We start from the raw sequence: 13,845 nt of genomic DNA on the forward strand, positions 1-13,845 counted from the left end.
AGGTGGACGGTCCCGCTCACCGCAGTCCCCGGCGCCGCGGCAGTCCGCCCGGCTGCGCGTGGACATCGGAAGCCCGGCGCGCGACACTGCCGCACATGGGAGAAGCGGCGCCGCGACGGAAGCTCTCGCCGGAAGAATACCTCGATCTCGAGCGCGCGTCGGAGGCGAGGCACGAGTACGCGGGCGGCGAGCTCTTCGCGATGTCTGGCGGCACGTTCGAGCACAGCGCCATCGCCGCGAACATCGGCCGACTGCTCGGCAACGCGCTGGGCGAGCGCGGATGCGTGGCGCTCAACTCCGACATGCGCATCAAGATCCCCGCCGCGGATCGCTACGTCTACCCGGACGGCTCGGTCGTCTGCGGTCGTCCCGAGTTCGAGGACGAGCGGCGCGACACCCTCCTGAACCCGGTCCTCGTGATCGAGGTGCTCTCCGACTCGAGCGAGGCGTACGATCGCGGCGACAAGTTCGCGCATTACCAGACCGTGGCGTCGATCCGAGAGGTCGTCCTGGCGTCACAGAAGGCGCCTCGCATCGAGGTGTTCGCGCGCCAGGCCGACGGGAGCTGGGTGCTCCGGGTCTATGGCCCCGGCGCTCGGGCTGCGCTGTCGTCGGTGGGGTGCGAGATCGGCGTGGACGACGTGTACCGGGGCGTGCTCGCGGCCGCCAACCTCTGAATCCGCGGTTTCAGCGACACCGCATCGAACCAGTCCACCAGCGCTGTAGCGGGAGTCGCCCCGGTTCAGGACGAAAACCGTCATGGCGCCAAGTGCGCCAATTCGCTCCATTCCCGCACGGAATGCCCCGGGGAGACGCCCCGAGGATGCCGCCCGAGGTCGCGAGGAGCGCTGAGCGCGCTGAGCGCCGCTAGGCTGGACTTCCATGCCTTGCCGCGTATTCTGCCGGCGGGCGGGTCTCTGCCCGACGGGGGGACGGCGGATGCTCGAGCCGATGTGTGGGGGGCGTCACGCTCCTTTGGATGGCTGACGCGGAATACGGGGTCTTGCTGCAATGATCGATCTGTCAGGTCATACGCTGTTCGAGAGGGTATATGAAGGCTCCGAGACCGTGCTGTACCGCGGCCGCCGGAACGAGGACGGCGCGCCGGTCGCGGTCAAGATGCCTCGGTCCGAGTTCCCGACGGCCAGGGATCTCGCGCGGCTGCGGCGCGAGTTCGCCATCCTGCGGGACGCGGGCGAGGTGGCCGGCGTCGTCAAGGCGCACGCCATCGAGAAGTGCGGCAGAGGCCTCGCGCTCATCATGGAGGACCTCGGCCCCTCCTCGCTGCACGCCGTGCTGAAGGCGCGCAGGCTCGACGTGGGCACGGCGCTCCGCACCGCCATCGCGCTCGCGGGCACCCTCGACACGCTCCACGGACTCCGGATCATTCACAAGGACATCAAGCCGCACAATATCCTGATCGACGAGAAGACGCAGCGCCCGCGGCTCGTCGACTTCGGCATCGCGGCCCGCCTCTCGAGGGAGACCCCCGAGACGCTCCCGCCGGACGCGCTCGAGGGCACCTTGTCGTATATCGCCCCTGAGCAGACTGGCCGCATGAACCGGAGCGTGGATCTGCGCGCCGATCTCTACTCGTTCGGCGTCACGCTCTACGAGATGCTGACAGGGGCCCTCCCGTTCCAGGAGGGCGATCCCACCGCGCTCATTCACAGCCACATGGCGCGCATGCCGACGCCGCCGCACGAGCGCGCGCCGGGGGTGCCCCACGCGCTGTCGGACGTGATCGTGAAGCTCCTGGCCAAGATGCCGGAGGATCGATACCAGAGCGCCCGCGGGGTCAAGCTCGACCTGGAGGAGTGCCTCCGGCGGTGGGAGGCGACGGGCCGCGCCGATCCGTTCCCGCTGGGCCAGCACGACCGGCCGCTGGATCTGCGCGTTCCCCAGCGGCTCTATGGCCGGGATCACGAGGTGAACGTGCTCCTGTCCGCCTTTCAGCGGGCTCGCCGGGGCGCGGCCGGGCTGGTGCTCATCTCGGGCTACTCCGGCGTCGGCAAGACCACGCTGGTGAACGAGATCCACAAGCCCATCGCCCGTCATGGAGGGTATTTCGCGAAGGGAAAGTTCGATCCGATCAACCGGGACGTCTCGCTCGCGTCGGTGGCGCAGGCGTTCCGCGAGCTCATCCGGCAGGTCCTGACGGAGTCGGCGGCGGCCGTCGAGGAGTGGAGACGCAAGCTGCTCGCCGCGGTCGGCGCGAACGGGCAGCTCCTCATCGAGCTGATCCCGGAGCTCGAGCTGATCCTCGGGCCTCAGCCGGCCGTGCCGGAGCTCGGGCCGACCGAGGCCCGGAACCGCTTCGATCTCCTGGTGCAGCGCTTCCTGCGGGTCTTCGCTGCGCCGACCCACCCGCTGACCCTCTTCCTCGACGATCTGCAGTGGGCCGATCCGGCGTCGCTCAGGATCCTCGAGCGCCTCCTCACGGACGTGGAGGGCAACCATCTCCTGATCATCGGCGCCTATCGGGACAACGAGGTGGACGCCGCCCACCCGCTGCACGCGACGCTGGGTGAGCTTCGCAAGTCGGGCGTGGCGATCGCCGAGCTCACGCTCAAGCCCCTCGACATGCCGACGGTCACACAGATCGTCGCCGACACGCTGAGCGCGCGGCCGCATGCGGTCGCGCCGCTCGCGACGCTGGTCTTCGAGAAGACCGAGGGCAACCCGTTCTTCCTGGGCCAGCTCCTCGGCGAGCTCCACGACGCGGAGGCGCTGTGGTTCGACGCGCCCTCGGAGGCCTGGGCATGGGACGTGGCGCGCGTCCGGGAGGCGGTCGCCGCGGACAACGTGGTCGACCTCATGCTCGACAGGCTGCACCGGCTCCCGCCGGCGACGCAGCGCGCGCTGAAGCTCGCCGCGTGCCTGGGCCACACGTTCGATCTCACCACGCTGGCGGCCGTCCACGAGAAATCGCCCGCCGCGACGGCCGCCGACCTGTGGGACGCGCTGCGCGGGGGCCTGATCGTGCCGCGTGACAGCGATTATCGCTTCTTCGACGAGAGCGCGGACACCGAGCCCTCGGCCCCCCAGGAGATCAAGGTATCGTACCGGTTCCTGCACGACCGGGTGCGCCACGCGGCCTACTCGCTCGTCGAGCCCTCGCGCAGGGAAGCGATGCACCTGGCGATCGGCCGGCTGCTCTGGGCGCGGGCCGGCGAGACGCCGCCGGACGAGGACCTGATCGAGATCGTCCGCCACCTGAACCTGGGCGCGCGGGGCATCGCCGACGAGGCCGGGCGGCTGGCCCTGGCCCGGCTCAACCAGCGGGCGGGCAGGGCGGCCAAGATCAGGACAGCCTATCGGGCGGCCACAGACCACTTCAGCGCGGGGCTAGAGCTCCTCGGGGACGCGCGCTGGGCGCGCCACGAGGAGCTCTGCTTCGCGCTCAGCCGAGAGAACGCGGAGTGCGTGTACCTGAGCGGCGCGCCCGAGCGGGCCGAGGAGCTCTTCACGTCCCTCATGCCCCGGGCGCGGTCGAACGTGGAGCGGGCGCAGATCTACAGCCTCCGCGTGCTGCTCCACGTGACGCTGGGGAACCTCGCGGACGCGGTGCGCCTGGGCGGCGAGGGCATCGGCATCCTCGGCTTCACGCTGCCGAGCAGCGAGGCGGAGCTGCAGGCGCGCGTCGGGGCCGAGCTTGCAGAGGTGGACGCGAACCTGGCGGGCCGGCGCATAGAAGACCTGATCGACGCGCCGGTGATGGACAACTCGGAGCAAAGGGCGCTCGTCCAGCTCATCAGCGATATGATGGGGCCGGTCTTCTGCCTGAGGCCGGAGCTTTACCCGCTGTTCGTCCTCAAGCAGGTCAACATCTCCCTGCGGTACGGCCACGCGGACGTGTCCGCCCTCGCGTACACCTCGTACGGATTCCTGCTCGCGGTCTTGCAGGGGCGCCCCGCGGACGGCCACGCGTTCGGCCGCCTCGCCATCACCTTGAGCGACAAGTTCTCGAACGCCGCCCTGGCCGCCAGGGTGAACTACGTCTTCGCCACGTATTCCCACCTGTTCCACGACGTGCGCGACGGGATTTCTCGCTTCCTGCAGGCGCGGCAAGGGCTGCTGGAATCGGGCGACTTCGCCCATCTCAGCAACGTATGGAACTGCGTGACCAGCAACATGTTCACCGCGGGCTATCCGCTCGAGGAGCTGCGCGAGGAGGTGGAGCGAGGCCTCGTCGTGTTACGGCGAACCGGGGACGTCAGCGGCACAGCCGTGATGACGCTCATGAGGCAGGCGATCGCGAGCCTGCAGGGGCGGACGCGGGCCCCGGGCAGCCTGAGCGACGACCATTTCGACGAGGACGAGTTCGTCGCGCGCCTCAAAGAGAGGGACTTGATCGCGGGCCTCTTCTTTTACGCGCTGCTCAAGCTGCAGCTTCCCTATCTGTACGGCGACTGCGAGAGGGCCGCGGCGCACGCCGCGGACGCCGAGGCCTACGGCGCCGGCATGCTCGGTCTGTATCAACCGACGAAGCTGCATTTCTACGCTTGCATGGCGTTCCTCGCGCTGCCCGCCGCGGCGTCGCCCGAAGACGCGGAGCGCCGCGCGCAGACCATCACCCGCCACAAGGAGCGGATCGCGGGCCTCGCCGCGAGCGCCCCCATGAACTTCCAGCACCTGCTGCTGCTCATCCAGGCCGAGGAGGCGCGCGTCGCCGGCGACCAGCTCGAGGCCATGGGCCTTTACGACCGGGCGATCTCCCTGGCCCGGGAGAACGAGTTTCCTCACGACGAGGCGCTCGCGAACGAGCTGTGCGCGAAGCTGCACCTCCACGAGGGCAGGACGAAGGTGGCGCGCGCGTACATGGCGGACGCGTACCTCGGCTACCGGCACTGGGGAGCGACGGCCAAGGCGGACGCGCTCGCGCGCGATCACGCCGCGCTGCTGCCCTCTTCGAGCGACAGCGTGCCGATCTCTTCCATCCCCTCGGCGACGTCGGGCCCGGCGCACGCGGGGACCATCCTCGGCCGGACGACGGTCGGCAACCTGCGGGATGCCGCGCTGATCGTGCGCGCCGTGCAGGGCATCGCCGGCGAGACGGAGCTCGAGCGGGTGATCGAACGCCTGGTGACGCTCGTGCTCGGGAACTCCGGCGCGCAGCGGGGGGCGCTCGTCCTGGAGCGGGACGGGCGGCTCTTCGTCGAGGCGACCTTCGGGGTCGAGCCCGGGACGCTCGCGCTCGGGCCGAGCGAGCCGCTCGATACGCGCCCCGACCTGCCGCACAAGGTGGCGCTGTTCGTCGCTCGCACCCGCGAGCCGCTGGTGCTCGACGACGCCAGCGCCGATGCCAGGTTCTCCGACGATCCCTGCATCCTCGGGCAGGGCACGCGATCCGTCCTGTGCCTTCCGCTGCTCCACCAGAGCCGCATGAACGGCGTCCTTTACCTGGAGAACAACGCCGCGAGCAGGGCGTTCAACGCGAGCCGCGTCGAGCTGCTCGGCCTTCTGTCGTCCCAGGCCGCGATATCCATCGAGAACGCGCTGCTCCTCTCGGGCATGCGGGAGGTGAAGGAGCAGGTCCAGAACGCCAACCGGCGGCTCGAGGCCGAGGTCGCGCAGCGCACCGAGGAGCTCCAGCGCTCCAACACGCAGCTCAGCGCGAGCAACGAGCGCCTGCAGATCGAGCTCGCGCAGCGCGAGCAGGCGGAGCGGGAGCGGGCCGCGCTGCAGCGGCAGATGTTCGAGGCGCAGCAGTCGAGGCTGGCAGAGCTCTCGACGCCGCTCATCCCGATCACCGACCATATCATGGTGATGCCGCTCATCGGCACCATGGACGCCGCGCGGGCAGCTCAGGTGCTGGAGGTCGCGCTCGACGGCGCCCAGCGCCACCAGGCGCGCGTCGTGATCCTGGACATCACCGGGATGAAACACATCGATACCCAGATCGCGCAGACGCTCGTGGGGACCGCCAACGCGCTGCGGCTGCTCGGCACGGAGGCCGTGCTCACCGGCACGCGCGCCGAGGTCGCCCAGGCGATGGTGGGCCTGGACATCGAGCTGAAGTCCATCGTCACCATGGGCACCCTTCAGAGCGGCATCGCCTATGCGCTCCGCCGCGCCGGGCAGTCGACCGGGATGAGCGCGCCGCTGTCCTCGGGGCCAGCCCGCGCGCGCCCGCCGGCGAGGTGAGGGTCGGGCGGTCACGCTCAAGACCGATCGTGAAAGTCAGAGAGCGCCGACGGCGCTCTCGTGCACGTGCTGGCCCGGGCCTGCGGCGGCTTTCGGTCGCCTCACGCCTTGATGGCGTCGAGCTCCCCCGGCTTGCTGATGCCAGGCCCGTCGGTGACCTTGCCTGCGCCGTCGGTGGTGAACGACGGCCCGCTGCCACCGAAGCCAACCGCGACCGCATCCGAGACGCCGAAGCGATCGACCGGAGTCCAGTCGGGCGTCCCGGCGCCGAGCGCGTTGATCAACGTCGTGTAGAGCTTGTTCAGCGGGACGGTTCCGCCCGACGAGCCGGTGTTGCCGCTGTTGTTCTCGCCCTCCGTGCCGCTCGAGCAGGTGGCTTCGCTGTTGCCTGCCTCGAGCTTCCCGCCCGCGACGTTCACCGAGACGCCCTGCTTGAGGTAACCGCCCGCGCTGCCGGCGATCACGATGGGCAGGTTGTTGTTGTTGTGCGCGTTGCCGTCGGCGAGCTCGGGCAGCCACATGACCGCGGAGTTGTCGAGCATGGTGCCGCCCCCCTCCTCGATGCTGTCGAGGGTCTTGACCAGCTTGGCGTACCGCCCCGCGTACCAGCGGTCGATCTCGTGAATCTGCTCGATGACGCCGCTCACGCACTGGCCGCCGACAGCGGCGCTCCCGTTCCGGTGCGAGAGCCCGTGATGATCGTGGGTGTGCGCGATGCCGTCCCACTTGAACGTCACGAAGCCCGGCCACTGGAGCACGATGGAGCGGTTGTTGTCGCACATCATCGTGAGAGCGATGAGTCGGATCATCATCTCGCTGCCGAGCGTGTACACCGTCTCGCTGTTGGGGAAGCCGCCGCCGCGAGCCGGGTAGCCCGCCTGCGTGAGGGCGGCGTCCGTGACGCCGAGCGCGGTTGCTGACTCCGCGGTGCAAGCAGAGGGGACGACCCGCTGCTCGGTCTCGCGGAGCAGGGAGAGCCAGTCGTCGATCTTCTTCCGATCGGCGCCGCTCATCTTGCGGGCCTTGTAGGCGTTCAGATCGCGGCTGACCAGATCGATGATGCTCTCGCCGCGAGCCACGCGATAATCCGCTTCCGTCTCGGAGCCGCTCACGAAGAGCCCGGTCAGGCTGCTGTACACCGTGCGCGCGTTGGTCACGGGCGCGTACGGCGTCTTCGGCGCCGAGTACGACACGATGCCCTTGACGTTCGTGAAGGCATTGCCGACGGAGAGCACGAGCGGGACCTTGTTGGTGCCCGGGTTGAAGCGCTGCGCGATCTCGTGGTCGAGCGAGTGCGACAGCGCCCAGTGATCCCCGGTGGGATCGAGGGGCGCGCAGGTCAGCTTGCTGCCCATGCCCTGATCGTGGGGATCGAAATATTCCGTGCCGTCCACCTTGTTGTTGAAGCCGTTCAGCGGCATCGCGAGCCCACGCGGGAAGAGCAGCTTCGACGCGAAGGGCGCGAGCGCGGCGAGGGTCCGGGGCTTCCCGTCCGCCTGCGTCGTCTCCAGGGACGCCGCGGTGACGTTCCCGGCCCCGTTCTCGATCCCCGTCGGGAACCACCGGTTCGTCAGGCAACCGTTGTTGGTGTAGAAGATCACCAGGCGGCGCGGCGACGGCGCCTCCTGCGCTCGCGCGGAGCGTCCGAGCGAATTCAAGAAGGGGACGGCGAGCGCCGCGCCACCAATTCCGCGCAGGAACAGTCTTCGGTTCACGGCTCCACCTCCGCCTGCAGGGCACGAACTCGGAACGATTGACTCTGTGTGAGGTCTGCGATGAGGTCGAGCACCGTGTAGCCGCCCTGGGTGAGCCTGGCGGTCAGCTCGTCCACGGTGCAGGAGTCCTCGTTGTTCAGCTCGCGCTGGTAGGCGAACGAGACCCACTTTCGCACGTAGCACGTGTGCGCTGCCGGGGAGCTCGCGATGGCCTCGGAGAGCGCCACCGGGCCATCGACCGCCACGAGGTCCTCGCCCACGCCGACGTCCACCCGTGTGTCGATGGGCGCGCCCGAGAACGATTCGGTCTGCTGGAAGGCGCCCACGGCGTCGTACGCCTCGAGCGCGAAGCCCGCCGGGTTGATGTACGTGTGATGGCAGAACGCGCAGGAGTCTCCCGCCGTCTGCGCGTCGACCCGAGCACGGTTGGTCGTGAGGCTCGCGTCCGTGGGCAGCGGCGTGCCCTCCACCATCGGGGGCGGCGGCGGGATGTCCGCGCAGAGGACCTCCTTCTGCAAGAACGCGCCGCGCAGGATGGGCGACGTCCGGTCGTACCCCGAGTGCGACACCAGGAAGCCCAGGCGGGTGAAGAGGCCAGAGCGCTGCGTCGGGTCGAGCTCGACCGGCACGAGCTCCGCGCCGTTGAACTCCGCAGGATCCAGGTCATAGAGCGGCGCCAGGGAGGCGTTGACGAAGCCCACCGGCGTGGTGACCAGATCCTGGAACGTCCCGGCCTGATCGAAGACCACGTGCTCGATGAAGCGATCGGTCTCCTCCGACAGGAGCGGGATCATCGACGCATTGAAGTCCGGGAAAGCGGCCGGATCACGCTGGATGTCCGACCAGCGCGTGCCGGGGCCCATGTGAAGGTAGAGCTCGTGGAAGGCCTTGACCATCCCGCGGCTCTTGGGATCCGCGAGCATTCGCTGCGCCTGCGCGAGGATCTGCTCCGGCGTCTGCAGCGCGTCTTCGTCTGCCGCGGCGAACAGCTCGTCGTCCGGCATGGTTCCCCAGATCAGGTACGAGAGGCGCGACGCCACCTCGTGGCTGTTCAGCACGAAGTACTCGCCCTCGGGCTTCTCGTTGATCTCGGCGCGCATCAGGAAGGAGGGCGAGAGCAAGAACCCTTCGATGATCAGCTGGGCGCCGTCCTCGAACGAGCCGGTCGGCGTGAGCGCCTGGCGGCGGGTGTAGAGGGCCTGGAAGAGCCCCCTCTCCTCCTCGGTGAGCGGCCGCCGGAAGGCGCGCCGCCCCAGCGTATCGATGAGCTGGTTCGCGCACGCGGTGCCGTCGCCTGCCGGCGTGCACGGGATGGTCTTGGCGCGCGCCTTGGCGTCTGCCATCACCGCCGCCGCCACCGCCGCCGCGGCGGTCTTGTACCCGTCCCACGCGCGCTGATCGACGCTCCCGACCCCGTCCGGCGCGAGCATCGACGACGGCTGGTTGTCGATGCCGACCAGATCGCGAATCGTGTTGTCGTATTGCGCCCTCGTCAGACGCGGCAGCGCCGACGTTCGCGGGACGCCCGGCACGCACACCGTCGGCTCGACGCCGGGGCCGCCCCCCGCCGAGCCGTCCCCTCCGGCGCCGTCTCCGCTGCCAGACCCGTTGCCAGAGCCGCTCCCAGGCCCGTCGCCAGAGCCGCTCCCAGGCCCGTCGCCAGAGCCGCTGCTCGCCTCCGGGTCGTCGCCGCCTATCATCGCGGTGCAACCGCCCATGGCTGCATAACTCGCCGTGAGCAGCACAGGAACGATGAACCGTCTCGCCCACGTGTTCATAGAACTCACCTCATCCGAGGGGGCTCTCACATCGAGCATCGCCCAGACATCAGGATGCCTTGTCGCGGGTCGCAGATCACGAGTTTTCTCGTATTTTCGTCTTGGCGCAAGTTTGCTTTCGCCCGGCAAATCCGCTGGTTTGCAAGGCGCCGGGGCGAGGCGCGTGAGTAGAATTTCGACTTCTCTTGTGATACAGCAATTATTGCGTGAGAGTGGCATGATATTGTGAGCGCTCACATGGACATCGACATACAGCGGACAGCGCCACGCGACCCAATGCGCTCTTCGCGCGAACCGGACCACGCCTGCGCAGGAGCGGCCGGACACGCTCTCGGCGCTGCTCCGCTGAGCAATTCGAACGGTCGCGAACCAAACCAACTTTCGGGCATCGAGGACAATGAGAAAAGTTCTTCTGGCTCTGCTGTTCGTGTCGATCCCCGGCTGCGGTGATGATCCCTCCGACACCACGACGTCGACCGGCGGGGACAACAGCGGCGGATCGGGCTCTTCCGGCAGCTCGTCGGTCTCGGGAGGGGGTGGGAGTGGATCCACCGGCACGGGCGGCCCAAGCGGCGTCGAAGACAGCAGCGCGAGCTGCCCCGAGCCGACGTTGCCTGCCGCGGCGTCTCTCCCTGTATACGAAACGCATCACGATCCGTTCACGATGCTGGATGGATCGCGCATCACGAAGAAGTCGGAATGGGCATGTCGGCGCGCCGAGATCAAGGCGCAGGTCGAGGAGTACGAGTCCGGACCGAAGCCCGCGGTGTCCAAGGACGACGTGACGGGGGAGTTCTCGGGGAACAAGCTGACGGTCGGCGTCAACGAAGGCTCGAAGAGCGTCTCCTTCTCCATCGACATCAACCGGCCTGCCGGGGCGCCCTCCGCTCCGATTCCACTCCTCATCAGTCTCTATGGCTTTGGCAGCGTGACCCTGGACGCGAGCGTGTTCAGCCAGAACGGCGTCGCGACGGCCATCTTCAACAACAACGACATGGGCGCGCAGGGTGGCGGCGGCACGCGTGGGACGGGGATCTTCTATGACCTCTACGGCAAGGACCACCCGGCCAGCTCGATGATCGCGTGGGCCTGGGGCATCAGCCGGATCATCGACGCGCTGGAGAAGACCTCGGCGGCCAACATCGATCCGAAGCGCATCGCCGTGACGGGTTGTTCGCGGGATGGAAAGGGGGCTCTCACGACGGGAGCGTTCGACGAGCGCATCGTGCTGACGATCCCGCAAGAATCGGGCGCCGGCGGCTCGGCGAGCTGGCGCGTCTCACAGGCGGGGAAGGACGCCGGGGAGAACGTGCAGACCCTCTCCCATGCGGCCGGTGAGCAGCCGTGGTTCCGTGAGAGCTTCGGCGCGAACTTCGGCAACAAGGTGACGACCCTCCCGTTCGACCATCACATGGTCATGGGCCTCGTCGCTCCGCGCGCGCTGCTCGTCGTCGACAATCGAATCGACTGGCTTGGCATCGACAGCACCTTCACGGCCGGGTCCATCGCCCACGCGATCTGGGAGGGGCTAGGCGTGCCCGACAGGATGGCTTACTCACAGCTCGGAGGCCATGAGCACTGCCAGTTCCCCGCGCAGCAGAGGGCGATCCTCGAGGCGTACGTGAAGAAGTTCCTCGTCGGGGGCGGCACCGACGACACCAACTTGCTCGAGAGCGACGGGGCGAAGGCCGACCTCGGCCGGTGGATGACGTGGACGCCGCCGAACCTCCAGTGACCCCAGGGGCTCACCCATCGCGGAAGCGCAGCCTGACGGCCACCTCCGGCGCGGTGCGGACGGCGAGCTGGAACGTGGTCCGGCGCTTCCGGCGAAGTCCGCCGAACTTCCTAGATGGTCCTGAACGCCCCCCGGCCGAGCGGGCGCCTCATCCCGGGGAGCGTCGCCGCGCCTTCCGCTTCCCTTGGGCTTGCGCCAGCTCTGCCCGCAGCGCATGCACCTCGGCCTGCAGCTTGTCGTTCGCTTCGCGCGCCTTGCTCTCGGCCTCGCGCGCCTTGCTCTCGGCCTCGCGCGCCTTGCTCTCGGCCTCGCGCGCCTTGCTCTCGGCCTCGTCCGGCGTCGGCAGCAGATCGTGGCCTTCGCGGTCGCGCGCCAGCCGGAGCATCGGGCCGAGCGACTGGTCTTGCACGACGGTCCACCAGAGGCCCAGCGTCTCGCAAGCGCGCAGATCGGGGTCGTCGGACGCCCGCTCCACGAGATCCCCCTCCAGGGCGTCCCAGATGCGGATCGGTCGCTCTGGATCCTCGGGATCGAAGCGCACGACCTCCGGGATGCCCGCGGCGCGGTAGCGCTCGAGCTTCTCGTCCCAGTCGGGCTCGCCCTCGTCCGAGTCGCTCACGATCTCGACCCCGAGGTCAGGCGCCCCGTGCAGCCAGATCTTCCAGGTGCGGAAGGTCCGATGAGGCATACCCAGCCGTACGAAGGCGTCGGGGGCGAGGCGCTTCTTCGAGGTCCTCGGGTCCCAGTAGACGAACTGGTCGGAGCCGAGGGTCGCCGCGTGCGCGAGCTCGCGCTTGAGGATGAGGTACAGCGCGGTGCGGAGCTCAAGGTGGCGGTTCGTCTCGGGCACTTCTTCGGCCTCGGGGAAGTACACCGGCTCGGGCGGGCGGCTGTAGACATGGGCCCCCATCCGCTGGCGGGGCGCGGCGATCGGACGAGCTTCAGCGGGCGGGCGGGCCGCGGATTCTACGGCTGACATGGCCTGCCTCGGAGGATACCACGACCGCCGCTGCTGCGGCATCGACAGGCCGAGGCAGCGGCTGGCGGGCGACGGAACGCACCTCGGGGCGCCGTCGAGCTCCGGAGCGGATCGAGAGAATCGTGCCCACCCGAGCACAGCGCGGTGCTGTCGGCATTCCGAGATCCGTGGTCTGCGGTGCGGTGGTGGGTGGGCAGAGGCGTCCCTCACCCTTCGCGTGCCGCGAGCGCTCGCGTCGCAGCATCGCTCAGATAGCCGACCACCGCCTCGATCTCGCGGAGGAGCCACGGGAGTGTCGGCCCCGCGTCGATGCGCACCACGCGCGGCCTGCCCTGCGCGTGCAGCGTCGCAGTGAGCCACGGCTTCTCCAGATCGACAGCGATCGAGCGCACCGAGATCCCGGGCTCGAGTTCGTCGAGCTTCGCCAGCAGCGGGGCGGCCAGGCGAAACGCCTCCTCCGCAGAAGCACCGCGCAGATCGACGCCCGGCCCCGCGAACGGGCACCCCGCGGCGTCCGTCGCTGGCACGACGCGCACATGCACGTCCGCGAACCTCAGCTTGAACGATCGAATCCGCATCGCCGACCACGTGCCTACAGACAATTGATGTTCGCGGCAATGAAATCTGCGGGCACCGTCATGAGACGACGAGTATGCATACCGTCGCGCGCGTGAGGGCCGCGCCCGATCCGCCTTGCACGCCGGCCCGCTGGACGATGGTGCTGCGACGGAAGGCCGCCGGAGTGCGCGCGGCGTCAAGCTCCGCACGGCTTCATCACACCTCTGGCGGAGGACGCGATAGACGTCGCCCGGGATGCGGCGAGAACCGAAGTGACCTGCACGGAGAGGGACGAACTGCGGACCGTGCGAGGAGCTGTATCGGCCCTCCACCCGCCGCTCGGAAGGGGGAGAGTCAGCACGGGGATTGGCTTGCATCGAGGATAATCTTGGCTACCATGCGCGTCTCAGGACGGCGGCGCGCTCCGAAGTTCGCGAATAGGTGGGACGGACAAGGAGGAACAACGTGGAGCAACACTCATGGAAGAGGACGGGACCTCATCGTCTGGCGATCACGAGCATCCTTCTCGTCGCGGGGGCTCTCGTCTTCGCGTCAACGGCGAGCGCCGGCCGCGGCAGAGATCATCCGGGGTTCGGGTTCACGGAGGCCGATGTCCGAGGACGCTATGTGTTCTCCCTCCAGGGAGAGGCGGGCGGTACTCCGGTAGCGTCCGTGGGATTCTTCGTCGCCGACGGCACTGGGAACATCACCTTGGGGAGGCGAACGGTCAGCTCCGAAGAGGGCATTGATCGACAGACGTTCACGTGTACGTATGAAGTCGAAGACGACGGCACCGGCAGCGCCGTCTGCACCATCGATGATGGGACGAGAGAATCGTACGATTTCGTCCTGGAACGCCAGGGGAACGCGGCTCGCTTGATTCGTACGGATCCGGGCTTCGTGGTGCTGGGCGAAGCCTCGCGGAAGTAAGAG

8 protein-coding genes are annotated in these 13,845 nt (G+C 68.7%); 4 read left to right on the top strand and 4 right to left on the bottom strand.

Going from position 1 to position 13,845, the window contains the following annotated elements; translation table 11 throughout:
- The first annotated feature begins 95 nt into the window (after positions 1-95).
- Together WME73_RS29045 and WME73_RS29050 are read left to right on the top strand one after the other, a co-directional pair.
- Positions 96-677 carry a Uma2 family endonuclease gene (locus WME73_RS29045; RefSeq protein WP_437739640.1) on the top strand — a complete coding sequence of 194 codons (582 nt, stop codon included), beginning with the start codon at positions 96-98 and terminating at the stop codon, positions 675-677.
- Between the two features lie 334 nt (positions 678-1,011).
- A complete protein-coding gene (locus WME73_RS29050) occupies positions 1,012-6,147 on the top strand; it encodes an AAA family ATPase (RefSeq protein WP_437911635.1) in 5,136 nt (1,711 codons plus the stop codon).
- Between the two features lie 101 nt (positions 6,148-6,248).
- On the opposite strand, the gene WME73_RS29055 is transcribed toward WME73_RS29050, so the two are convergent.
- Positions 6,249-7,862, bottom strand: coding sequence for a DUF1552 domain-containing protein (locus tag WME73_RS29055; protein WP_437739642.1), 1,614 nt, complete (start codon positions 7,860-7,862; stop codon positions 6,249-6,251).
- Positions 7,859-9,640 carry a DUF1592 domain-containing protein gene (locus tag WME73_RS29060; RefSeq protein ID WP_437911636.1) on the bottom strand — a complete coding sequence of 594 codons (1,782 nt, stop codon included), beginning with the start codon at positions 9,638-9,640 and terminating at the stop codon, positions 7,859-7,861. The genes WME73_RS29055 and WME73_RS29060 overlap by 4 nt, the downstream gene beginning before the upstream one ends.
- 397 nt (positions 9,641-10,037) lie before the next feature.
- Between WME73_RS29060 and WME73_RS29065 the strand changes: the two genes are divergently transcribed.
- Entirely contained in the window at positions 10,038-11,375 is a 1,338-nt protein-coding gene (locus tag WME73_RS29065) for a glucuronyl esterase domain-containing protein (RefSeq protein WP_437911637.1), read from the top strand.
- 148 nt (positions 11,376-11,523) lie between these two features.
- Here the strand turns inward: WME73_RS29065 and WME73_RS29070 are convergent, their stop codons facing one another.
- The gene (locus WME73_RS29070) at positions 11,524-12,354 is read right to left on the bottom strand and encodes a Uma2 family endonuclease (protein ID WP_437911638.1); all 831 of its coding nucleotides are present in this window, start codon (positions 12,352-12,354) and stop codon (positions 11,524-11,526) included.
- 206 nt (positions 12,355-12,560) lie between these two features.
- Entirely contained in the window at positions 12,561-12,932 is a 372-nt protein-coding gene (locus WME73_RS29075) for a hypothetical protein (RefSeq protein WP_437739646.1), read from the bottom strand.
- Between the two features lie 445 nt (positions 12,933-13,377).
- On the opposite strand from WME73_RS29075, the gene WME73_RS29080 reads away from it, so the two are divergent.
- On the top strand, positions 13,378-13,842 hold the full coding sequence (locus tag WME73_RS29080) for a hypothetical protein (protein WP_437739647.1): 465 nt from the start codon (positions 13,378-13,380) through the stop codon (positions 13,840-13,842).
- Positions 13,843-13,845: the final 3 nt, after the last annotated feature.

Source organism: Sorangium sp. So ce302, from assembly GCF_051530145.1.
Taxonomy (GTDB): Bacteria; Myxococcota_A; Polyangia; order Polyangiales; family Polyangiaceae; genus Sorangium; species Sorangium cellulosum_B.

What these genes read in the sequence shown, in the direction of transcription:
- WME73_RS29070 (WP_437911638.1), bottom strand. Translation starts at nt 12,354, where the DNA reads ATGTCAGCCGTAGAATCCGCGGCCCGCCCGCCCGCTGAAGCTCGTCCG.
- WME73_RS29045 (WP_437739640.1), top strand. Translation starts at nt 96, where the DNA reads ATGGGAGAAGCGGCGCCGCGACGGAAGCTCTCGCCGGAAGAATACCTC.
- WME73_RS29060 (WP_437911636.1), bottom strand. Translation starts at nt 9,640, where the DNA reads ATGAACACGTGGGCGAGACGGTTCATCGTTCCTGTGCTGCTCACGGCG.
- WME73_RS29065 (WP_437911637.1), top strand. Translation starts at nt 10,038, where the DNA reads ATGAGAAAAGTTCTTCTGGCTCTGCTGTTCGTGTCGATCCCCGGCTGC.
- WME73_RS29075 (WP_437739646.1), bottom strand. Translation starts at nt 12,932, where the DNA reads ATGCGGATTCGATCGTTCAAGCTGAGGTTCGCGGACGTGCATGTGCGC.
- WME73_RS29050 (WP_437911635.1), top strand. Translation starts at nt 1,012, where the DNA reads ATGATCGATCTGTCAGGTCATACGCTGTTCGAGAGGGTATATGAAGGC.